The sequence below is a fragment of the Bacillus sp. FJAT-29790 genome, assembly GCF_019039215.1.
Taxonomy (GTDB): Bacteria; Bacillota; Bacilli; order Bacillales; family Cytobacillaceae; genus Cytobacillus.
The window spans coordinates 2549495-2571264 of sequence record NZ_JAHNZZ010000001.1 but is presented as its reverse complement, the minus strand read 5'-3'; the positions used below and the strand labels follow the sequence as shown (position 1 = coordinate 2571264).

21 protein-coding genes are annotated in these 21770 nt (G+C 38.8%); 17 read left to right on the top strand and 4 right to left on the bottom strand.

Annotated elements, in window-relative coordinates:
• Nucleotides 1-158: 158 nt before the first annotated feature.
• Nucleotides 159-959 (bottom strand): NAD kinase, encoded by an 801-nt coding sequence (locus tag BGM26_RS12120; protein ID WP_217040065.1) that lies wholly within the window; start codon nt 957-959, stop codon nt 159-161.
• Nucleotides 960-1114: 155 nt separating this feature from the next.
• On the opposite strand from BGM26_RS12120, the gene sppA reads away from it, so the two are divergent.
• The 6 genes from sppA (at nt 1115) to BGM26_RS12090 (ending at nt 6393) form a co-directional block, all read left to right on the top strand.
• Nucleotides 1115-2125, top strand: a complete 1011-nt coding sequence (gene sppA / locus BGM26_RS12115) for a signal peptide peptidase SppA (RefSeq protein ID WP_217040064.1) — start codon at nt 1115-1117, stop codon at nt 2123-2125.
• A gap of 134 nt (nt 2126-2259) precedes the next feature.
• Entirely contained in the window at nt 2260-2718 is a 459-nt protein-coding gene (locus tag BGM26_RS12110; protein WP_483297802.1) for an RDD family protein, read from the top strand.
• A 130-nt stretch (nt 2719-2848) separates the two neighbouring features.
• A complete protein-coding gene (locus BGM26_RS12105) occupies nt 2849-3553 on the top strand; it encodes a DUF2953 domain-containing protein (RefSeq protein ID WP_367949302.1) in 705 nt (234 codons plus the stop codon).
• Between the two features lie 17 nt (nt 3554-3570).
• Nucleotides 3571-4047, top strand: coding sequence for a GerW family sporulation protein (gene ytfJ, locus BGM26_RS12100; RefSeq protein ID WP_217040062.1), 477 nt, complete (start codon nt 3571-3573; stop codon nt 4045-4047).
• A 470-nt stretch (nt 4048-4517) separates the two neighbouring features.
• Entirely contained in the window at nt 4518-5018 is a 501-nt protein-coding gene (tpx, locus tag BGM26_RS12095; RefSeq protein ID WP_217040061.1) for a thiol peroxidase, read from the top strand.
• A 391-nt stretch (nt 5019-5409) separates the two neighbouring features.
• Entirely contained in the window at nt 5410-6393 is a 984-nt protein-coding gene (locus BGM26_RS12090; RefSeq protein ID WP_217040060.1) for a class I SAM-dependent methyltransferase, read from the top strand.
• Nucleotides 6394-6521: 128 nt separating this feature from the next.
• Here BGM26_RS12090 and hxlB read toward each other — a convergent pair whose 3' ends face one another.
• From hxlB to hxlR, 3 genes are all read right to left on the bottom strand, one after another.
• Nucleotides 6522-7079, bottom strand: coding sequence for a 6-phospho-3-hexuloisomerase (gene hxlB, locus BGM26_RS12085; RefSeq protein WP_217040059.1), 558 nt, complete (start codon nt 7077-7079; stop codon nt 6522-6524).
• A gap of 16 nt (nt 7080-7095) precedes the next feature.
• On the bottom strand, nt 7096-7737 hold the full coding sequence (hxlA, locus tag BGM26_RS12080) for a 3-hexulose-6-phosphate synthase (protein WP_217040058.1): 642 nt from the start codon (nt 7735-7737) through the stop codon (nt 7096-7098).
• A 343-nt stretch (nt 7738-8080) separates the two neighbouring features.
• Nucleotides 8081-8446, bottom strand: a complete 366-nt coding sequence (gene hxlR / locus BGM26_RS12075; RefSeq protein WP_217040057.1) for a transcriptional activator HxlR — start codon at nt 8444-8446, stop codon at nt 8081-8083.
• Nucleotides 8447-8693: 247 nt separating this feature from the next.
• On the opposite strand from hxlR, the gene zwf reads away from it, so the two are divergent.
• The 11 genes from zwf to BGM26_RS12020 all read left to right on the top strand — a co-directional run bounded on the left by zwf (nt 8694) and on the right by BGM26_RS12020 (nt 21643).
• Nucleotides 8694-10151 (top strand): glucose-6-phosphate dehydrogenase, encoded by a 1458-nt coding sequence (zwf, locus tag BGM26_RS12070; RefSeq protein ID WP_217040760.1) that lies wholly within the window; start codon nt 8694-8696, stop codon nt 10149-10151.
• Nucleotides 10152-10261: 110 nt separating this feature from the next.
• Nucleotides 10262-11599: a glucose-6-phosphate isomerase gene (locus BGM26_RS12065; RefSeq protein ID WP_217040056.1), complete on the top strand. Its 1338-nt coding sequence runs from the start codon at nt 10262-10264 to the stop codon at nt 11597-11599.
• Between the two features lie 351 nt (nt 11600-11950).
• Complete coding sequence (gene gndA / locus BGM26_RS12060; RefSeq protein ID WP_217040055.1) at nt 11951-13366, top strand: NADP-dependent phosphogluconate dehydrogenase; 1416 nt, start codon at nt 11951-11953, stop codon at nt 13364-13366.
• A 239-nt stretch (nt 13367-13605) separates the two neighbouring features.
• Nucleotides 13606-14607 carry an ABC transporter substrate-binding protein gene (locus tag BGM26_RS12055; protein WP_217040054.1) on the top strand — a complete coding sequence of 334 codons (1002 nt, stop codon included), beginning with the start codon at nt 13606-13608 and terminating at the stop codon, nt 14605-14607.
• A 16-nt stretch (nt 14608-14623) separates the two neighbouring features.
• Nucleotides 14624-15496 carry an ABC transporter permease gene (locus BGM26_RS12050; RefSeq protein ID WP_217040053.1) on the top strand — a complete coding sequence of 291 codons (873 nt, stop codon included), beginning with the start codon at nt 14624-14626 and terminating at the stop codon, nt 15494-15496.
• 8 nt (nt 15497-15504) lie between these two features.
• Nucleotides 15505-16299: an ABC transporter ATP-binding protein gene (locus BGM26_RS12045; protein WP_217040052.1), complete on the top strand. Its 795-nt coding sequence runs from the start codon at nt 15505-15507 to the stop codon at nt 16297-16299.
• A gap of 233 nt (nt 16300-16532) precedes the next feature.
• Nucleotides 16533-17189, top strand: coding sequence for a hypothetical protein (locus BGM26_RS12040; RefSeq protein ID WP_217040051.1), 657 nt, complete (start codon nt 16533-16535; stop codon nt 17187-17189).
• Nucleotides 17190-17319: 130 nt separating this feature from the next.
• The gene (locus BGM26_RS12035; protein WP_217040050.1) at nt 17320-18978 is read left to right on the top strand and encodes a helix-turn-helix domain-containing protein; all 1659 of its coding nucleotides are present in this window, start codon (nt 17320-17322) and stop codon (nt 18976-18978) included.
• An 80-nt stretch (nt 18979-19058) separates the two neighbouring features.
• Entirely contained in the window at nt 19059-19514 is a 456-nt protein-coding gene (locus BGM26_RS12030; RefSeq protein ID WP_483297777.1) for a histidine utilization transcription antiterminator HutP, read from the top strand.
• Between the two features lie 14 nt (nt 19515-19528).
• Nucleotides 19529-20638: a histidinol-phosphate transaminase gene (gene hisC, locus BGM26_RS12025; protein ID WP_217040048.1), complete on the top strand. Its 1110-nt coding sequence runs from the start codon at nt 19529-19531 to the stop codon at nt 20636-20638.
• 18 nt (nt 20639-20656) lie between these two features.
• Nucleotides 20657-21643 (top strand): C-terminal binding protein, encoded by a 987-nt coding sequence (locus BGM26_RS12020; RefSeq protein WP_217040047.1) that lies wholly within the window; start codon nt 20657-20659, stop codon nt 21641-21643.
• Nucleotides 21644-21770 lie beyond the last annotated feature (127 nt).

Genomic DNA, 21770 nt, shown 5'->3' with positions numbered 1-21770 from the left:
TCCCGTCACTCCCCGCGGAAAGCAAGTGCCCGCAGCGGAAATCAACGGGCAAACTTTGAAGGTTAAAACAACAACATACGCGAAAACAGCCTTATAAAAACACAGACCTCGGAAAAAGCAAAAACCGAGGTCTGTGTTTTTTAGAAAGTTGAATTAAGTTATAAAAACGTCCTTCTAACTTTTTCCCAGAAAGAATTATCTTTCAGCTTAACTGTCTTAATTTTTCGATCGCTCAGTCTAATTTCGATTTTTTCGACATGCCTGATACTTAATGCTTCATTATCCATAGACATGGTCGGATGGTCGTTTTCGTCCTGAACGACTTTAAATGTTAATTTTCGATCACCGCTTAAGATGAAAGACGAGCCTAATGTACGGTAAAGGTTATTGTTTAATGATGCCATTTCACTTACTTGCAGACAAGGTAGCAATGGATCAACGACTGAGCCCTTAAGGGATTTATTATAGGCTGTACTTCCTGTCGGCGTTGCAACGACCATTCCATCACCCCTGAAGGTTTCGAAATGGAGATCATCGATAAATACATCCATCAAAAATGCTTTAATGAGTGTAGAGCGGATGGCAAATTCATTTAAGCATAGGAAAGAGCTTTGGCCATCAATCGTAACCTCAATCGTTGGGTACTTCCTTACCTCAATTTGTTCGTTTGTCATCGATTCAACCATTTTTTGTTCGTCATCTATATGGAAGTCACAATAGAGGCTAACGTTTCCTACTGTAGAAATCCCCGCGTATAAGCAATCCTCTCGGAATCCTGTTTTGCGAACAGCTTGCAAGAAGGTGCCGTCTCCACCGATGCTGACAATAATATTGGCCTGTTTATAATCGCTAACAATGGTAAAATCATGTTTTTTAGCGAGTTCATAAAGAGGACTGACTTTTTCAATCATTTCAGCATCTTTTTTATGATAAAAATATAAGTTTCGGCGAGTATGCATATTTTCTCCTCCAAACAATATAGATCGTATAGCTATAACTTTACCCAACTTCACTATATTTTGCTATGATAAAGCTTGTTGAAATGTTAAATGTTCTTGAAACATATAATAAGTTCAAACGTATGTAAGATTAGAAACAAAAGGAGGATGAATGAATGAGTGGGAAGCGTTGGGCAGCATTGGCCATTGCGGGGGGATTATTTATCTTTTCGATTTTAATCAATTTCCTATCCATGTTTGCATTTAAGGATTTGGGAAGTTCTTTTACAGATTTATTTGAAATTAGCAATACAGCAATCTCAGAAGAGGTTATTGAAGATGGCAACGAATTGAAGAAAATTGTTGTCCTTGAAGTAAATGGCGTCATTCAGGATACGGGCGATGCAGGCTCTATTTTTGCCACTGCTGGCTATAATCATAAAGGATTTATGGAGAATCTGAAACAGGTAAAAGAAGATGACACAGTGAAGGCAGTCATTATCCGTGTGAACTCCCCTGGGGGAGGCGTTGTTGAGAGCGCGGAAATACATGACAAAATCAAAGAAATTCAAAAAGATACGAAAAAGCCTATTTATATTTCGATGGGCTCCATGGCTGCGTCAGGCGGGTATTATATTTCTGCTCCAGCAGATAAAATTTTCGCAAGCCCTGAGACATTAACAGGCTCTCTTGGTGTTATTATGCAAGGTTATAATTATGCCGGTCTTGCTGAAAAATATGGAGTTAAATTCGAAACAATAAAAAGCGGAGAATATAAGGATATTATGAGTCCTACACGGGAAATGACAGACGATGAAAGAGAAATTCTCCAAACTATGATCAATAGCTCATATGAAGGGTTTGCAAAAGTGATTTCCGAAGGCCGAAACATTCCTATTGCCCAAGTAAAAGAAATTGCTGATGGCAGAATCTATGATGGCCGTCAGGCACAAAAACTAAATTTAATTGATGGGTTTGGCTATATCGATGATGTGATCGATACAATGAAAAAGGACCATAAATTAAAAGGTGCAAAAGTAGTAAAATACACAGATAATCTTGGATTCGGCTCATTGTTTAGCATGGGAGCACAAAAAATAATGGGAAATGACCTCGAAATGGCCGGTCTGATGAAGCTATTATCCCAGCCTAATTCTCCGCGTCTGATGTATCTATATGCTGAATAGGGGGTGCAAAGATGACTTCAAATGACCAGAAGGAAGAGGAGCTTGAACATTTGGGCAAAGAAGACAGCAACCAGAATCCTAGTGAACTAGAAGAGGGTTCGATCTTGATGAAGACAAAAGACAATGAACATAGCATGATAGCAAGCAGGGAACCATTAATTTTGCCTAATGTGCAAATTCCGATGAGGTTTGCTGGATTTTGGATGCGCTTTTGGGCATATCTTCTTGATCTAATCGTGATTGGTAGTATTGACAGGTTGATTATTAATCCGGTTTTTAGAATATTAAATATCTCATTAAGTGATTTTAGTATATTTGCACCGATTTCGATTGCAACAGCCATCACTTATTATGCTTATTTCGTTTTTATGACTCGATTCTTTAATCAAACTTTAGGAAAAATGGTATTTGGTTTAAAAGTTGTCGATTTAGATGGGAACAAGCTAACATGGGGAACGATCATTTTCAGGGAATGGATTGGTCGATTTATTTCAGCTACTGTCATTATCGGCTATGTAATTGTTGCGTTTTTACCGAAAAAACAGGGATTGCATGACATTTTTACAGATACAACGGTTATTCATGAGAAGTAAATCGATTAAATGTTAGGTGAAATTAACAGTAGTTTCGCTTACGAAAAGTGGAGAAATCTAAACCTGTCAGCCAAGTACGCTGGCAGGTTTATTTTTTGTTTATTCGGCCATACTACTAGGCTGAAAGGTTGTGAAAAAATTGAAGTGGCTGTTCATCACCTTATTAGTCTTTATTTTACTCCTAATCATCGTTATTTTAACTAAAATTAAAGTCTACTTGAATTACTATCATCATAAGGATGACGACAACCTAATGATTGAATTTAAAGCATGGTTTGGTCTGATTAAATACAAGATTGAAGTTCCGCTCATAAAAATTGATGAGAATTCCCCGACGGTCGTTGTAAAAGGAAAAAAAGCGTCAGAAACACAGGAAGAGGCTCGCATAAAAGATACGAAGCAATATTCGGCCGAGGATCTCCTTAATAGTATTCATGATACGAAACAAATCATTACCCACGTGGTCTCACTCCACCAGATAATCCGGAAATTTCTTGGGAAAGTTTCTATTGAAAAATTCAGTTGGCATACAGTGATAGGACTCGGGGATGCGGCTTATACCGGAATGCTTACTGGCGCATTTTGGATGGTGAAAGGCAGTATTGTCGGGCTTGTCAGTCATTATATGAAATTAAAAACTGCTCCGGAAATATCGATTACTCCCTATTTCCAGTTTGCGGTGTCACAGACGGTCATTTCATGTATTATTCATTTTCGAATCGGACATGCTATGTTAGTAGGAATTAAATTGGTAAAATATTGGAAAGGCGGTCGGGCAAATTTTAAATCAAAGCCACTTTCCGTCTTATCTGATGATAAAACTAAAACCGTATAGAAGAGGAGGCGCAGTAAATGTCTGACCATCCAATTCAAGGGCTGATGACAACTGCCATGGAAAATTTAAAAGAAATGATTGATGTAAACACGATTATAGGAGATCCTGTTGAAACACCTGATGGCAGTGTGATTTTGACTGTTTCTAAAGTTGGTTTCGGATTTGCGGCAGGTGGAAGTGAATTCAAACTAGATGGCCAATCAAAGGGCGGAAGCGAGGGGCAATCAAACAGTCACCCATTCGGTGGAGGGAGCGGCGGCGGCGTTTCAATTACACCGATTGCGTTTCTAATAGTGAATTCAAACGAAGTGAAGATGGTCCATCTTGATGAAAGTACACATTTATATGAGCGAATACTAGATCTTGCTCCTCAAGCAGTAGATAAGATTCAGCAGATGTTCAATAAGAACAAAAGCGAAGGAAATACAAATCAGGAGAGCCAGCAACCAAATAAACAAGACTATAATGGACCTAAGCATAATTTAAATATTTAACTTTATTCAGCAGAAGTCTCTAAACGATATAAGTGGCGAGATGAATGCAAACAGGTATCCAATTCAGTGAGGGTTCAAACCCGGCTGAATAAAGTTAAGCCTCCGGCGAGCATTTCGATTTTTTAAAGGAATTTATCGAGCTAGCTCGATAAAATCTGGGCGCAAATACGCCAAGGCGAATTTGATTGTAATGGGTTAACTTTCCTTTGAAGGGGAGTTAACTTTTTTCTTGAGGAGATAAGCTTTTGGGTGCAGGAGCTTCGGAAGGCCTGCCTATTTTGGAGTATTAATCGCCGATTAACGAGCGGGCCGATCCGAATAAATGGTTATGTCGAATAATCCCCACTGATAGAAGTTTCATTTTATCAATCTTTATAATTGCAAAAAAGATTCTGAAAAGATATGATTTACAATGTAAATATAATAGAAACCAACTGACTCATGTTGGTATCTTAAGGAGGAAGAAATTAATGGCGTCAATTACTTTTAAAGGAAATCCAGTTACATTATTAGGAAATGAAGTAAAGGTAGGGGAGAAGGCTCCAGAATTTAAGGTTCTAGCAAATGATTTATCAGCTGTTACCTTGGCTGATTCTAAAGGGCATGTTCGCTTAATCAGCGTCGTTCCTTCCATTGATACAGGAGTTTGTGATGCACAAACTCGTCGTTTTAACGAAGAAGCTTCTAAATTAGACAATGTGAAAATCCTAACTGTTAGTGTGGATTTGCCTTTCGCTCAAAAGCGCTGGTGTGCAGCAGCTGGAATTGAAAATGTTCAAACTGTTTCAGATCATCGCGATCTGTCATTCGGTGAAGCATACGGAGTGGCCATTCAAGAACTTCGTCTTCTTGCCCGTGCTGTATTCGTAGTTGATTCCAATGATACGGTCACATACGCTGAATATGTGAGTGAAGCGACGGATCATCCAAATTATGAAGCAGCTGTTGAAGCGGCTAAACAAGCGAAATAATAGAAAAGCTGAAGCGCCTTAACCAGGGGCTGTAGCTATACAGTACTATGTAACGCCTCGGATATTTATATCCGGGGCGTTTTTCCTTATTAGGAAAGCCGCTATGATTATAAGAATAGATGTTTTCGTAAAGTTAGTTGCTTTTATAATGTGATTTTTATCAAATAAATCTGAGTTGATTGGAGCGGAAAGCAAGTGCCCGCAGCGGAAATCAACGGGCAAACTTTCAAGGCTAAAACAACAATGTGCGAAAATAGCCTATGAATAGGATTATTGGCGAAAATCTTATTAATTTTGCAAATTGCAAAAAGTGTAGGGCATGTCATCAAACTTGTGATAAAAATAAAACCCCGTTAAAATAGGACAATAGAATAGAACGGAGGAATCTATCATGAAGATAACGCCGGTTGAGAATTTATTTACTATTTTTAATGAAACGGCAATGATTATACAAGAAGAGCTATCGTGTACATATTTAGAAGCATTGGCTGAAACAGGGGAGAATATTTTTCACGAGGGTATTCTTCAGGAGGATCTCAGCGAATTAACGGTTAAAAGACTAAAGAAAAGTTATGAGTCTTTTCATTTAAAGAACCATTCAACAGAAGAGATTCGTAAATCTTATCAACTTGCCATTCTTAAAGGAATGAAGGAGAATGTGCAGCCGAATCATCAGATGACCCCGGATGCAGTCGGTATGCTTGTTGGTTATTTAGTGAGCAAATTCGTGCAGGAAAAATCTTTTCGTCTGCTTGATCCAGCAGTTGGAACGGCGAACCTGCTTACAACTGTAATTAATCAGCAGCAAGACAAAAAAGTTGAGGCAATCGGACTCGATATTGATGACTTATTGATTAAACTGGCCTATGTGAATGCCAATTTACAGCAGCATCCGATCCAATTTTTCAATCAGGACAGTCTAGAACCGCTTTTTATTGAAACGGCAGATGCTGTAGTTAGCGACTTGCCTGTTGGTTATTACCCGAATGATCTTAGGGCAGCGGATTATGAAATGAAGGCAGACAATGGCCATACCTTTGCACATCATCTTTTTATTGAGCAAAGCATGCGTCATGTGAAATCTGGAGGATATTTATTTTTTATAGTTCCGAACGGCCTTTTTGAAAGTGAACAAGCCGCAAAACTTCATGAATACTTAAAAGAACATGCGATCGTTCAAGGACTTTTACAGCTTCCGCTTACAATGTTTAAAAATAAAAATGCTGCCAAAAGCATCTTTATTCTCCAAAGGAAAGGTGAAGGTGTAAAGCCCCCAAAACAGGCGCTTCTCGTGAATCTTCCGAGCTTATCAAAAACATCAGAAGTGGAAAAGATCTTGCAAAAAATGGATGGATGGATTAAGGAAAATAAGTGAAAAAGGAGCCGGTGTTAAGAAAAGGTCCCAGGAAAAGATTTCCTGGGACTTTATTTATGGTTAAGAATATGAATGAATCTCTTAAGTTCGCACTATTATTGAAGCAGAACCGTCGGAATACCCCTGTTCTATTCAAGATTGGCATGTTTGCCATACATTGTATTTGAATTCAGCCCTTTTTTCTCCATAAATCTTAAAATGACTGCATCGTAGAATAATAGAAGGGTTTGTTCAAACAGAGAACCCATTGGTTGTATAGTATTATAATTGTTTTCTGATTGGTCTTTATGTGCTCCTGGTAATTTAACCGTGATATCCGCTAATTTTCCGATTGTTGAATTAGGAAAAATAGTTACAGCTGCAACGGTTCCTCCCAAGCTTTTTGCCTTCTCAGCCAATGGAATTAAACTTTTAGTTTCTCCTGAACCCGACCCGATGATTAAAATATCATCTTTTTCGAGATTAGCAGTAACGGTTTCGCCTACTACATAGGCGTCTAAACCCATGTGCATCATCCGCATCGCAAAGGACTTGGCCATAAATCCTGAACGGCCAGCACCGGCAACGAAGATTTTTTTTGATTCAAGAATATAATCTACCAATTTTTCAGCTTCTTCATCAGCTATTAAATCAGTGGTACGGTTTAACTCTTCTATGATTTCACTTACATATTGAGTAGTTTGCATAATGGTTATATCCTACTTATACTAAAGTCTTTTGTTTAATTAGTTCTTGCATTTTAGCAGCTGTTGTTTTTTTATCTTCTTGACCTGTAATACCGCCGCCTACAATGACAAGATCAGGCTGTGATTGTACAACTTCTGGAAGCGTATTTAATTTAATGCCACCAGCGATTGCTGTTTTCGCCTTTTTTACGACACGCTTAATTGTCTGAAGTTGCTCAAAAGAGTTTTCTCCTGCCGCTTGGAGGTCGTAGCCAGTGTGCACACAGATATAGTCAACTCCAAGTGCATCAATTTCTTGCGCACGCTGCTCAAGGTTTTTTACATTAATCATATCAACAAGGATCTTTGTGCCCTGTTTTTTTGCTTCTTCCACTGCACCTTTGATAGTGGCATCATCAGTTGCTCCAAGTACGGTAATAATATCCGCACCAGCTTCCGATGCCTTCATCACTTCATATGCACCTGCATCCATAATTTTTAGATCAGCCAATACTTTTAAATTAGGGAAAGCTTCTTTGATTTCCTTTACAGCTCGAAGGCCTTCATTAATTACAACAGGTGTACCAATTTCTACGATATCGATATGCTCTTCGACTTCTTTTACCAATTTCTTTGCTTCTGGAATGTTTACGAGATCTAACGCTAATTGAAGTTCCATGAAATCTTCACTCCTAATTTTTTAATTTTTTTGAAATCTCTGATACAACCTCATTCTAGATTCGAAATTTAGAAAAAGGAAGTACGCACTTATAAATCATATAGTGTTGAAAAGTATACTAAGGGAATAAATAGTGAAGTTGGGAAAGAGGAAATTGTGGAGAAGGTATGAATATACGTGCATAAAAAACCACATGTAGTAACTTATTAAGTTTGCTACATGTGGTTTTTAGTTATTTTTTGTAGACGCACCTTTCTGAATCAAGTTTACATATTCATACAAGGGGGTTCTTTGAAATCATATCAGACTAAGGGGATAAATTGTGTTTGAAATTATCATTTTCCTACCTTATGGCCTCATTTATTATTGTCTGGTCCTTAATAACTGTCTCTCTATAATTTTTTCCCCACTCATACATAGACTCGAGTATGGGCATCAGACTTTCTCCTTGTTCCGTCAATGAATATTCCACTTTGGGTGGAACAACTGGATAGACTTCACGATGAACAATGCTGTCTGCTTCCAATTCTCGCAATTGGTTTACAAGCATTCTTTGAGTGATATCAGGAATAAGCGTTCTTAGTTCGCTAAATCGCTTCGTTCCCTCTTTGCCTAAATGCCACATAATAAGCATCTTCCATTTACCACCAATAATAGCGAGTGTTAACTCCTTTTCGCAGTTATACGTCTTTTCGCAAACATGACCCATTTGTTCTCCTCCTCATCTCATTCATAGTATACATTTTGTTACTATATGATTTTAAAGTGCGTACTTACAAATTATGAATACCCAAATTATACTGAATATACTGAATTTCGTATGTGCAGAAAAACGTAGAAAACTAACACTTTTTTGAGACATGACGAACATAGGAGGGGATTGTATGAATGGCTTGACTATTCCACGTGACATTTCTTTTGAAAAGGATGCTCTCGATGTCTTAAAGACAATAAAATTGGACTCAATGACTTTTGTGTTATTTGGAGCTACAGGGGATTTAGCGAAGAGGAAAATTTTCCCTGCCCTATATAATTTATTTCTAGATAATAAATTGCCTCCCTCATTTTCGATTGTTGGTATAGGAAGAAGGGAATGGTCTGATCGTGTATTTCAAATCCGTGTGAAAGAATCATTACAAGCATTTTCAAGACGTTTGGCAAAAGATCCTTCTAAAACGGAAGAGTTCCTTCGTTTATTTCGCTATCGGTCTTTAGATGTAACGAATAAAAGCGGGTATAAAAAGCTAATTACAACCATCCAAAAACGTGAAGAAGAATTGAATATTCCCGAAAATCGCCTATATTATTTATCTGTTGCCCCGGAGTTTGTTGATGTGATTACATCCCACATCAAAGAAACTGGTTTAGACTCTGCAAATGGCTGGAAGCGTCTTATTATCGAAAAGCCCTTTGGACATGATTTAAAGTCTGCAAGAGCATTAAACGAAAAATTAGGCCAAGCCTTTAAAGAAGAGGAAATCTATCGAATTGATCATTATCTTGGAAAGCCAATGGTCCAAAACCTTGAAGCATTAGAATTTGCAAATCCAGTGCTTCAAACTCTATGGAACAATCAATACATTGCGAATGTACAAATTACAGCTAGTGAAACAGTAGGGGTTGAAGAGAGAGCCAGTTATTATGATCAAGCAGGAGCGATTCGTGATATGATCCAAAACCATATGCTGCAAATGTTGATGATGACTGCGAAGCATCTGCCTGAACGAATCAGCTCGAAAGAAATCCGTAATGTGAAGAGAAAAGTGATGGAGTCTCTCCGACCAATTCTGAAAGATGATGTTCATATTAATATCGTTCGCGGTCAATATATTTCAGGAGAGATAAACGGTGAACCTGTCATTGGATATAAGGAGGAGCCAGGGATTAATGATTCTTCTACAAATGATACGTTTGTTGCTGCTCGTATATGGATTGATAATTCTTTTTGGCGTGACGTGCCATTCTATATTCGCACTGGTAAAAGAATGAAGGAGAAATCCACGAAGGTTGTAATTGAATTCAAAAATCCATTAAGAGATTTGTACATGGGCCGAAATGAGAAAACTCATCCCAATCTTCTAATCATTGAGATCAGTCCGAACGAAGGTGTTTCATTTCAAATAAATAGTAAAAACCCATTAAATAATGGAAAAATTGAGCCTGTCACTGTGGAATTTTTCTCTAAAGCAAAAGATGTACCAGAAGCCTATGAACAATTAATTTTCGATGCATTGCGCGGCGACCCAACTTACTTTGCTCATTGGAAAGAAGTTGAATTATCTTGGGGGTGGGTGCAGCCGATTTTGGAGGCATTTGAGGAAAATGTTCTTCCCTTGCATCTCTATCGTTCAGGTACGATGGGACCAGATGTATCCCATCAGTTATTGAAAGAGGATGGATTTCATTGGTGGTAGACAGCAATTCTCAACCGTAAAAGAGTCACTTCGAATGAAAGATTTAACATGATATTAATCAACGCCAGGAAAAATATAACCGATTGTTTAATTGAAAGGGGAATTTTTGTATGTCTATTACTTTTGATTACTCCAATGCCTTATCCTTTTTGAAAGAAAGCGAGATAGCAAATCTAAGTGAATTCGTTAATGTCGCCCATAGCATGATTCATGAAAAGAATGGATCAGGATCTGATTATCTAGGGTGGGTAGATTTACCGATTCACTATGATCAAAACGAATTTGCACGCATTAAAGAAGCTGCAAAGAGAATTCAGAGTCATTCAGATGCTCTTATTGTGATTGGCATCGGCGGGTCTTATTTAGGAGCAAGAGCTGCAATCGAAGCATTATCCCATAGCTTTCATAATCAAATGAACGATAAAACCCAAGTATATTTTGCTGGTCAGAATATCAGTTCTACTTATATTACTCATTTATTAGAGCTATTAGAAGGCAAGGATATCTCTGTTAATGTTATCTCTAAATCGGGTACAACAACGGAGCCTGCAATTGCCTTCCGTATCTTCCGCGATTATATGGAGAAACGGTATGGAAAAGAAGAAGCGAGAAAACGTATTTTTGCTACCACTGATCAATCGAAAGGCGCATTAAAGATGCTTGCGGACGAAGAAGGCTATGAAACCTTTGTGATTCCAGATGACGTAGGCGGAAGATATTCCGTGCTGACAGCAGTCGGTCTCTTGCCCATTGCCGTAGCTGGACTGAATATTGATCGAATGATGGAAGGAGCAGTAGAGGCCTATCATAAATACAACAATTCTGACCTTTTAACTAATGAATGCTATCAGTACGCTGCGGTACGCAATGTTCTTTACAACAAAGGGACAGCTATTGAACTACTGGTTAACTATGAACCATCTCTTCATTATTTTTCCGAATGGTGGAAACAGTTATTTGGAGAAAGTGAAGGGAAGGATCAAAAAGGTCTCTTTCCTGCCTCGGTTGATTTGACTACTGATTTGCATTCCATGGGTCAATATGTGCAGGAGGGGCGCCGCAATCTAATAGAGACTGTCGTACAGGTTAAGAAACCTTTGATTGAACTAAAGATTCAAGAAGATCAGGAAAATATCGATGGATTGAACTTTTTAGCAGGTAAGACGATGGATGAAGTCAACAAAAAGGCTTTTCAAGGTACAGTATTGGCTCATATTGACGGGGGAGTCCCAAACTTATTAGTAGAGCTTGACGAAATAAATGAGTTTTCCTTTGGTGAAATGGTTTACTTTTTCGAAAAGGCGTGTGCAATTAGCGGATACCTCTTAGGCGTGAATCCGTTTGATCAGCCGGGAGTTGAAGCTTACAAGAAAAATATGTTTGCTTTGCTTGGTAAACCAGGTTTTGAAAAAGAAAAGAATGAACTTGAGCAACGATTGTCCAAGTAATTCGTTTGTGCTAATTAAGGAATGCTGTTTTCGTAAACTTTGTTGCTTTATTCTTGTGAATTTATATCTATCAATCTGAGTTGATTGGAGCGGAGGGTACTTGACTCCAGCGGGAAATAGAGGGAAGCGGGAGACACCGCAGGCGTGACGCCGAGGAGGCTTCCGTCCCTCCCCGCGGAAAGCAAGTACCCGCAGCGGAAATCAGCGGGCAAATTTTTAAAACCAAAAACAACAAGCTATGAGAAAAGAGCCTTATGGAATGATTATTGCACCATGCTATTTTAAGTTATTTCGTGCCTAATATTTTGGAAACTTAGAAGGATTCTAAAATTAAGAAGGGTTGGAGTGTTCGTGGTTAAAAATCAAATTGGTGTGATCGGTTTAGCAGTTATGGGTAAAAATCTTGCGTTAAATATTGAAAGTAGAGGTTACTCTGTATCTGTGTACAATCGATCTTCAGAAAAAACAGAAGCGTTTTTAAAGAACGAAGCAGAAGGAAAGAAATTTATTGGTACATATAGCATTGATGAATTTGTTCAATCATTAGAAAAGCCTCGTAAAATTTTATTAATGGTTAAAGCAGGTGCCCCAACAGATGCAATGATTCATTCGTTAAAACCTTACCTTGAAAAAGGGGACATTATCATCGATGGCGGAAATACATTTTTCGAGGACACGATCAAACGTAATAAAGAATTAGAGGATTTAGGCATTAACTTTATTGGTACAGGTGTTTCAGGTGGGGAGGAGGGGGCGTTGAGAGGGCCATCGATCATGCCTGGTGGCCAAAGGTCTGCATATGAACTTGTAAAAGGGATTTTGGAAGCTATTTCGGCAAAAGTAAATGGCGACCCTTGTTGTACCTATATCGGCCCTAACGGTGCAGGGCATTATGTGAAAATGGTTCATAATGGCATTGAGTACGGCGATATGCAGTTAATTTCAGAAGCATATTTCATCATGAAACAAGTGCTGGGTTTAAGTGCGCAAGAACTTCATGAAGTGTTTGCAGAATGGAACAAAGGTGAGCTAGATAGTTACTTAATTGAGATTACCGCAGACATCTTTACGAAGGTTGATCAAGAAACAGGTTTACCGCTAGTTGACTTAATTTTAGATACAGCAGGACAAAAGGGTACAGGAAAATGGACTAGTCAAAGTGCATTAGATTTAGGAGTTCCACTTCCAATTATTACAGAATCTGTGTTTGCCCGTTATATTTCTGCCATGAAAGAAGAGCGCGTTAAGGCAAGTAATTATTTAACAGGGCCTGAGTTGAAGGCGTTTGCAGGGGATAAAGAAGAGTTAATTGAAGCGGTACGTAAAGCTTTATATATGAGTAAAATTTGTTCATACGCCCAAGGGTTTGCACAATTGCGCTCTGTATCTGATGAGTATGACTGGAATCTTCGCTATGGTGATCTTGCAATGATTTTCCGCGGCGGATGTATCATACGTGCGCAATTTTTACAAAATATTAAAGAAGCTTATGATCGTGATCCTAATTTAGCAAATTTATTATTAGATTCATATTTTAAAGAAATAGTAGAAAACTATCAATCTGCTTTACGCCAAGTACTAACTGTGGCAATTGAGCGCGGCATTGCAGTACCAGCTTTCTCGAGTGCATTGGCTTACTATGACAGCTATCGTACAGAAACGTTACCGGCCAATCTTTTACAAGCACAACGCGATTATTTTGGTGCGCACACATACCAACGTGTAGATAAGGAAGGTATTTTTCATACAGACTGGTTTCAAAAGTAATTGAATTAATAAACATAATTACAAGAGTAGGGGGGGATAAATGTGAAGGGATTATTCGTTTGCTGTAAACATGTCACTAGTGGATTGAAGGTCATTTTTACCCCCCATATTCGAAAAGTAGATGAGAGTAATCATAAGTGTATTTTTTGCCATAGTACAGCTAAATTTAAACTCTTCCAGTAACGATTTTTCAATAAAGTTCCCAAAAAATTAATAAATAATAATAGGGGGAAGAAATGATGAAGAAAATTTTGATGGTCGTATTCGCATTCTTTTTGCTGGTCATGACAGGATGCTCTGGAGAAACTAGTACGAAAGTTAAAAAAGAAGAAGCTGCCGATGAGAAGACTTCTTTAGCTTTGGGAGTTGCAACATGGGTTGGGTACGGCCCACTATACATCGCACAGGAAAAAGGATTTTTCAAAAAGAATGGCATAGATGTAGACTTGATGAAAATGGAAAGTAATACGGACCGTAGAACAGCAATGGCTGCAAATCGTATACAGGGATTCGCTTCAACTGTAGACACTCATGTTGTATCCGCAGCAAGTGATGTATCGGTTGTACAGGTTGTTGCACTGGATGAATCCTATGGCGGAGATGGAATTGTAGCACAAAAGGAAATTAAAAGCTTGCAAGATCTTAAAGGAAAGCGTGTAGCTGTACAAACTGACGGTGGGGCAAGCTTCTTCTGGTTCCTCTATTTATTAAAACAAGAGGGAATCGACTTTAAAGAGATTGATGCACAAAACATGACAGCTGGGGATGCTGGTGCAGCATTCGTCGCCAACAAAGTAGATGCAGCCGTTACATGGGAGCCTTGGTTAACAAAAGCTAAAAACACAGACTTTGGAAGCGTTTTAATAACAAGTGACAAATCCCCAGGAGTAATTACCAGTACGATTGGGATGCGAAAGGATTTTGTAGAGAAAAATCCGGAAACGGTAAAAGCTTTAGTGAAATCGTGGTTTGAAGCGGTAGAGTACTATAAAACGAATAGGGAAGATTCCTTAGCTATTATGGGAAAAGCGATGGGACAAACAGCTTCAGAACTTGAGGAATCATTACAAGGTGTTCGCTTTTATGATGAGGAAAAAAACAAAGAATATTTTGGTACGAAAGATCATCCCGGAAAAATGTATGATCTTACAAAATTAAGCTCTGAATTTTGGAAGGAACAAAAGTTAATAGAAAATGAGCCAAATATCGATGAAATAATTGATTATTCATTTGTTCAATGAAGAGGAGGAAGATTCGATGGGAAAAGTGGCAAAGAGCGAGAAGATAGTTGAAAATCCACCTCTAATTCCATTTCATAACGAACGGAATGGAAATCGCAAAAGTAGAAAATGGCTCCAGCCGCAAGAAAATATACCGCACAGATTATATTTAGGGATAAGTGTATCGAGTATTGTACTTTTATTCGCTTTATGGTCGTTGATAACGTATAGCGGATGGGTGGATCCACTTTTTCTGCCGACTCCAACTCAGATTATCCATTCGGGTATTTCCCTATTTACTGAATTTGGGTTTATCAATGATATTACTATCACGATCTATCGAGTACTTACAGGTTTTCTTATTGCTGTACTAATCGGATTGCCGCTTGGAATATTTATGGGGACATTTAAAGTAGTAGAAGCATTTTTTGAACCCGTTATTTCCTCGATTCGATACATGCCTGCATCTGCATTCATTCCGCTCTTCATTTTGTGGATTGGTGTAGGAGAGTTGGAGAAAATTACGATCATATTTGTTGGAACTTTCTTTTCGCTTGTTCTTATGACTGCAGTTGAAGTAGCAAATGTTCGCAGAGAGCTTTTAGAAGCTGCATACACCCTTGGGAGATCCACTTTCGGTGTGTTGCGTTCCGTTATTCTTCCGGCTTCGATTCCCGGTATTATGGAAATAATTCGGCTAATACTCGGCTGGGCATGGTCTTACATTATTGTAGCGGAACTTGTTGCCTCATCATCGGGTATTGGAAGTCTGATCCTTGAATCTCAGCGAATGTTGAAAACAGGAAATATCATTTTTGGAATATTGACAATAGGCGTGTTAGGCTTGCTCTCAGATCTAATATTAAAAGTGTCAATTCGAAAAATGTTCCCATGGCATTATGGAAGGTGATGAAGGCGATGACGAACCCAAAGGTAGAAATAAAGAACGTTACAAAAATATTCTCCGGTCATAAGAAAAACGCTCAAGTGCTTGCACTTGATACAACGAACCTGAAAATCATGCCCAACGAGTTTATTACCATACTCGGGCCGTCTGGATGCGGAAAATCTACACTGCTTCGGATCGTGGCTGGGCTTGAAGAACAGACGACAGGCCATGTGTATCTTGATGGCCATGAGGTCTCAGGGCCTTCTTCAAATAGGGGAATGGTTTTTCAAGCCTATTCTTTATTTCCTTGGCTCACTGTTGAAGAGAATATTCTGTTTGGATTAAAAAATAATGAAATGACTTCGGTACAACGTAAGGAGATTGTTAAGAATTACATCGAATTAGTTCGGCTGAATGGGTTTGAGAAACATTATCCTAGACAGCTATCCGGGGGAATGCAGCAGCGCGTGGCAATAGCGAGAGCTTTGGCTAATGACCCGGAGATACTGTTGCTTGATGAACCATTTGGGGCTCTTGATAATCAAACGCGGACACTTATGCAAGAGCTCTTGCTGGAAATTTGGGAGAAGTCTCACAAAACCATTTTATTTATCACCCATGATGTAGAGGAGTCAATTTTCCTCGCCAATCGAGTGATCGTGATGACTTCTAGACCAGGAAGAATTAAAGCTGATATTCCGATCGAACTAGAGCATCCTCGTGCCTACAATATTAAAGTTGAGCCTCGTTTTCTTGCTTATAAAGAGCAACTCACAGAATTAATACGTGAGGAAAGTTTGAAGGCAATGATGGAAGTGAAATAAAGTTAAGCCTCCGGCGAGCCTTTAGATTATTTAAAGGAATTTATCGAGCAAGCTAAGGTAAAAATCTGGGCGTAAATACGCCAAGGCGAATTTGATTGTAAATTTACTGTAAATAACTTGTTTAAGGTAAAAAAGTATACCATATCATAAAAATGAGTACTTACCGGAAAATAAAACAAAATATATAATTATGAATAATCGGAAGATTAATTTTATTACATGGAGGGTTTTACATGACACACGAAGAATTTTGGACTGAGTTTAGAGCAATCAAGGAGGAACTAAAGGAATATGCTCATGAGAAAGCATATCAATTCTGGACACGGGAAGATCTTACGACAGACGAAGTGTTTGTTGCGACTGAACAACGAGTTTGGTTGGAGATCGCTTATGTCTTTTTCCTTGGAAAACAAATAAACGACTATTGGAAAGAATTTGATAGAGCGACAGTTACATCGTTGTGTAAGCATATGTGGGAGGAAGCACACCATTATGAGATTATTAGTAGAGTACTTGAGAAGCATGGGTATACTCCACCAACAACAGTACCTGCAGCTCATCAAGGATGGGAAGATTTACATTGGGAAGCGCTAGAAAAAGACCGTGCCTGTGCGGTAGCGGTTTGGAATTGTTCTGAGACATCGACAACTACGACGCATGACATCGTTATTGAGAACTGCCGCCGAATCGGCTTGCCTGACTTGGCAAGATGCTATGAACAGGTTAAAAAAGATGAAGAATTCCATGCAAGACTTGGGGAAATGATCGTCAAAAAATATGTTGTTACAGAAGAACATCGATTAAATGCAATTTGGGGAGCCCGTCGTCTTCGTGAAGAAATGCTACATTACTATAACACAATCTATGCTCTACCGAATCAAACAGCCTAATAAGTAATAGGGCAATAATTAAAAGCTATAATAATAGAATTGAGTCAGGTACCTCTAGAATTAATAAATCAGGGTGATACCTGACTCATTTTAAGCTTGTAAACTACTTGAATGAAAGAGAGTGATTTCTATGAACAATCTTTTACTCCTAACTACATACGATGCAAATGTGATTGGTCTCTTTCATCAAATCAATAATGATTATAAATGCGGCTTTACGATAGAAGTAGGTGACAAGAAGTCCATGTTGAATGAGAGCTTAGCGGCGATTAAGCAGGGAACAATAGCCCTCATTCTGGATCTCGATGACCTGACCAAATTGGCTCAAAATGTTGTTCTCCAACAACTAAATAAGAATAAGGTTACATTGCCTTTGGTTGTCATGAAAAGCCGTTATGATGACCATGAAATGAGATCCCTTTTTAAAAATGGTGCTTTTGATTGTTTAAGTAAGCCATTAGATGAGGAAGTAGTATATCGTCTGTTACAAGAACTTAAAATGGAAATACAACATTCTAATCAAATGATGCAGCAAAAGAATGACGACCCACATAATATAATGCCTTCCTTACGTTTATCTCTTATTTATAACTTATTGTACGGAAATATTAAAAATTCGAGAGAAGTTTGGGATCGAAGCCAGTTAATTGGACTTTCCTCTATGCCCAATACAGCAATGGCTCTTCAGATCGATGAATTTCTATTGATAAATAAGGAAAAGAGCAAACAGTTACAGGATTTTGTTCGTAATGAAATTATTACTGTCACTCGTCAGTTTTTTACGGAAAGGCTGCTCGAAGAGTGCTTGGCCATGGGAACTGCTACGGATAAGTTTGCCATTCTGCTCTCCCTCCCTTATCAAATCGGAAAAGCAGAATATAAGCAATTCGCTAGAAGGTTAGCTGATGAAGCGAAAGCGTATATTAAAGAAAATACGGGTTATAGCGTAACGATAGGTATTGGGAATTTTTATGAAGAAGTAAGGAATTTACATTTCTCTTATCAAGAAGCGTTATATGCTCAAAAATATAAATTCTTTTTGGGGAAGGATATTGTGATTCATTTCGATGACGTAGAGCCGTTCACGAATGAATTTTCCCTTTTATCGAATCAAGATGTGTCTGCATTAGCAAGTAAATTGATGGTTGCTGATATCGCAGCTGTGAAGGAAAATATGGCGAATTTATTTGAGCGGTTATTTACGTTACAAAGGGTCGATCCAGAAGTGTTGAAATTACAAATATCAGAAATAGCAACTACGCTTGCGCGAGCGGCGATCAATGGAGGCGCAAATATGAAAGAAGTGCACTCCATCCTTCTGGAATATACAACAGGCTTAAACGATATCGAAAATTTAGCGCAAATGGAGCAGTGGCTGAAGGATATGATCTATCGCTTCGTTGATATGGTATTCAATAACAATAATCAGCATACTCTTAAATCGATTCAAAAGGCCATGGATTACATCGAGAAACATTATTTGGAGCAAATTACCTTGGAGAAAGTTTCAAATCATGTTCATCTTAGTCCAACATACTTCAGCCGAATTTTTAAAAGTGTTACTGGAACTAATTTTGTAGAGTATCTTACTTATTTACGCATCGAAAAAGCGAAAGATCTGCTAATAGACTTGAATTATACCGTTTACCAAATTGCTTTTGAAGTGGGCTACAGTAATTCTCATTATTTTAGTCGTGTGTTCAAGACGATAGTAGGAAAAACTCCTAGTGATTACCGTAATTCGATATTGGTGCCTACCGGGATTTCGGCTGAAAGGATTTCGAATTAATTTGGCTTTTGAAAGATATGTAGCCTGTGCAATTCGGGGAGAAGCGTGAGTAGGCAACATGATTTATAAGGAGCATGAGTATGACACAAGAAAAGGGGTTCCCTACCACAATTGGTAAATTAACAACACTTCTGACAATGCTTCATAACCATGATCTTGGCGAAAAAGTAGGACAAAAGTTGTTAAATAATGGCTACCGCTTCACCGTGGGTAAAGTAGGAGCCATGGATATAGCAAAAATCGTGGGTGCGATTGAAACTGCCGCAAAAACAAATCATATCATTGACTCAAAACAATATAGGGAGATTCATAGCCTATATCACGCCATCCTCGAAGCAAGTCAAGGTGTGTGTAGAGGGCCAACCCAGATTGGAGAGATCTTACGGACAGTGGGTCTGACCTTTGCTGTTGTTCGGGGGCCCTTATCTTTTCAAGAAGAAGGGGATTGGATTTGTGTATGTATGTACGGTACAATTGGTGCCCCGAAAAAGGGGTTTGAACATGAAGTACTAGGGTTTAGTATTAACCATTTATAAGGGGGAAATCTCTGTTGTCTAAAGGATTATGGCGTACAAGTGTAACACAGTTAAAACCTTACATCCCTGGCAAGGCAATTGAAGATGTAAAACGGGAACTGGGATTAGAAGAAATTATTCGCCTAGCATCCAATGAAAATCCGCTCGGACCATCGCCAAAAGCTGTGCAAGCCATGCAAGTCGCTTTGCAAGACAGCCAGTTGTATCCGGAAGCAACTTGCAGGGAGCTTCGAGAGAAACTAGGAAACTTGTATGGAATTGACTCGAATCAATTTTTGGTGACAAATGGTGCTGATAATGCTATTACGTTAATTGGAACCGCGTACATCAATCCTGGAGATGAAATTATCTATTGTACCCCTACGTTTCCTGCATATAGAACTATTACGTTGCTCATGGGAGGAATTCCGGTAGAGGTTCCTATTACTAGGGAGTATACCTATGATCTTGACGCCATTCTTACATCAATAAATGAAAATACGAAACTCATTTTTATTTGTAATCCTAATAATCCGACAGGCACTATTGTTGAAGATGACAAGCTTAAATCATTTCTACAACTAGTACCGCCACATGTTGTCGTCGTGCTGGATGAAGCATATGCAGAATTTATTAATAGTGAAGGATATCGAACTGGAGTAGATTATGTTAAGGAAGGTTTTCCGGTAATCTTTGTTCGTACGTTCTCAAAATTGTATGGATTGGCGGCAACTAGAATTGGCTATGCGGCTGCAAGTTTGGAGTATATTAGACCTGTACAATCTGTACGCGAACCATTTGCTGCTAATAGAATTGCACAAGCAGGTGCTATAGCCGCCCTAGATGATGTGGAATATAAAAATATAACTTTACAAGAAAATAAGCACGAGATGGTAAAGCTGACAAAAGAATTACAAGCTTTTGGGTATCATATAACCGAGTCGCACGCTAACTTTCTGTTTGTAGATATGAAAGAAGATAGTATCCAGTTTTCTCAAGCTCTAATGCAAGAGGGAATACTCATTCGCCCTTGCGCAGCTTGGGGGTTGCAAACGCATGCCCGTATTACGATAGGTACTGCGGAACAGAATGAACGCCTTATAAAAGCGGTACGTAAAATAAGTGAAAAACAGACAACAACATAAGGAAGAGGAGTGTTTAGAGTGAAAGAAGGAAGGAATTTGGTTTGGATTCTAGACGATGAATGGAATGAACATCAATTAGAAAAAAACATGTATCAACAGCATGACTTAGATGTAAAGGTAACACGGTCAGAAACGCTGGAAAAAGACTTGCCTCTTTATGCTCCGTATGCGGATGGTGTAGTCGCACAAGTTGGATTCCAATGCAAAGCTGATATCATAGATAAATTACAATCATGCAAAGTCATATCGATACCGGGTGTTGGCTATAATCATGTAGATGTTAAGGCTGCTACCGAAAAAGGTATTATTGTTTCGCATGTGCCAGATTATTGTGCGGAGGAGGTTTCCGATCATACGATTGCCCTTATACTATCAGTCACACGCCGATTATCTCCATATAACCGCAAAGTCAGAGAAGGAAAATGGGATCCTCTGGATACACTGCCGATCCATCGTTTCAGTGCAAGAACTGTTGGATTACTTGGCTTTGGACGGATTGCCCGGATGGTTGCCGCTAAATTGAAGCCGTTCGGCGTTCGTATTTTAGCCCATGATGAGTTTGTTCCAGTGGAAACCTTCGATAAGCATAGTGTTGAGCCTGTATCGTTAAATGATCTGCTGGAGCAATCGAATATTCTTAGTTTGCATGTGCCGCTTACTCCGGAGACAAAAAACCTTATCAATTATGAGCGACTAAAAATAATGCCTCATGGTGCGTTTGTTATTAACACATGCCGGGGCGGTGTTATAAACGAGGAAGACTTACAGACGCTAATTAAAGAAGGTCACATTGCTGGAGCGGGGCTTGATGTCCTAGAACATGAACCGCCTTCACCCGATAATCCGTTGTTGACGATGGAAGAAGTATTCATTACACCTCATGCTTCGTATTTTTCGGAGGAATCAATTACTGAGCTAAGGACAAGGACAACTCAAGCTATTATAGACGGAGTGCAGGGGAAGCATCTGCCCAATGCATTGAATCAGCCCAAAGTGAAAATATAAGGCTGATTTCGTAAACTTTGTTGCTTTTTTAGTATGATTTTATATTAACAACTGAGTTGATTGGAGCGGAGGGCACTTGACTCCTTCGGGAATAGAGGGAAGCGGGAGACCCCGCAGGCGGTAACGA

Bases quoted from the DNA above. Each gene is read 5' to 3' on its own strand.
- BGM26_RS12120 (WP_217040065.1), bottom strand. From the start codon at position 959: ATGCATACTCGCCGAAACTTATATTTTTATCATAAAAAAGATGCTGAA.
- sppA (WP_217040064.1), top strand. From the start codon at position 1,115: ATGAGTGGGAAGCGTTGGGCAGCATTGGCCATTGCGGGGGGATTATTT.
- BGM26_RS12110 (WP_483297802.1), top strand. From the start codon at position 2,260: ATGATAGCAAGCAGGGAACCATTAATTTTGCCTAATGTGCAAATTCCG.
- ytfJ (WP_217040062.1), top strand. From the start codon at position 3,571: ATGTCTGACCATCCAATTCAAGGGCTGATGACAACTGCCATGGAAAAT.
- tpx (WP_217040061.1), top strand. From the start codon at position 4,518: ATGGCGTCAATTACTTTTAAAGGAAATCCAGTTACATTATTAGGAAAT.
- BGM26_RS12090 (WP_217040060.1), top strand. From the start codon at position 5,410: ATGAAGATAACGCCGGTTGAGAATTTATTTACTATTTTTAATGAAACG.
- hxlB (WP_217040059.1), bottom strand. From the start codon at position 7,079: ATGCAAACTACTCAATATGTAAGTGAAATCATAGAAGAGTTAAACCGT.
- hxlA (WP_217040058.1), bottom strand. From the start codon at position 7,737: ATGGAACTTCAATTAGCGTTAGATCTCGTAAACATTCCAGAAGCAAAG.
- hxlR (WP_217040057.1), bottom strand. From the start codon at position 8,446: ATGGGTCATGTTTGCGAAAAGACGTATAACTGCGAAAAGGAGTTAACA.
- BGM26_RS12065 (WP_217040056.1), top strand. From the start codon at position 10,262: ATGTCTATTACTTTTGATTACTCCAATGCCTTATCCTTTTTGAAAGAA.
- BGM26_RS12055 (WP_217040054.1), top strand. From the start codon at position 13,606: ATGAAGAAAATTTTGATGGTCGTATTCGCATTCTTTTTGCTGGTCATG.
- BGM26_RS12050 (WP_217040053.1), top strand. From the start codon at position 14,624: ATGGGAAAAGTGGCAAAGAGCGAGAAGATAGTTGAAAATCCACCTCTA.
- BGM26_RS12045 (WP_217040052.1), top strand. From the start codon at position 15,505: ATGACGAACCCAAAGGTAGAAATAAAGAACGTTACAAAAATATTCTCC.
- BGM26_RS12040 (WP_217040051.1), top strand. From the start codon at position 16,533: ATGACACACGAAGAATTTTGGACTGAGTTTAGAGCAATCAAGGAGGAA.
- BGM26_RS12035 (WP_217040050.1), top strand. From the start codon at position 17,320: ATGAACAATCTTTTACTCCTAACTACATACGATGCAAATGTGATTGGT.
- BGM26_RS12030 (WP_483297777.1), top strand. From the start codon at position 19,059: ATGACACAAGAAAAGGGGTTCCCTACCACAATTGGTAAATTAACAACA.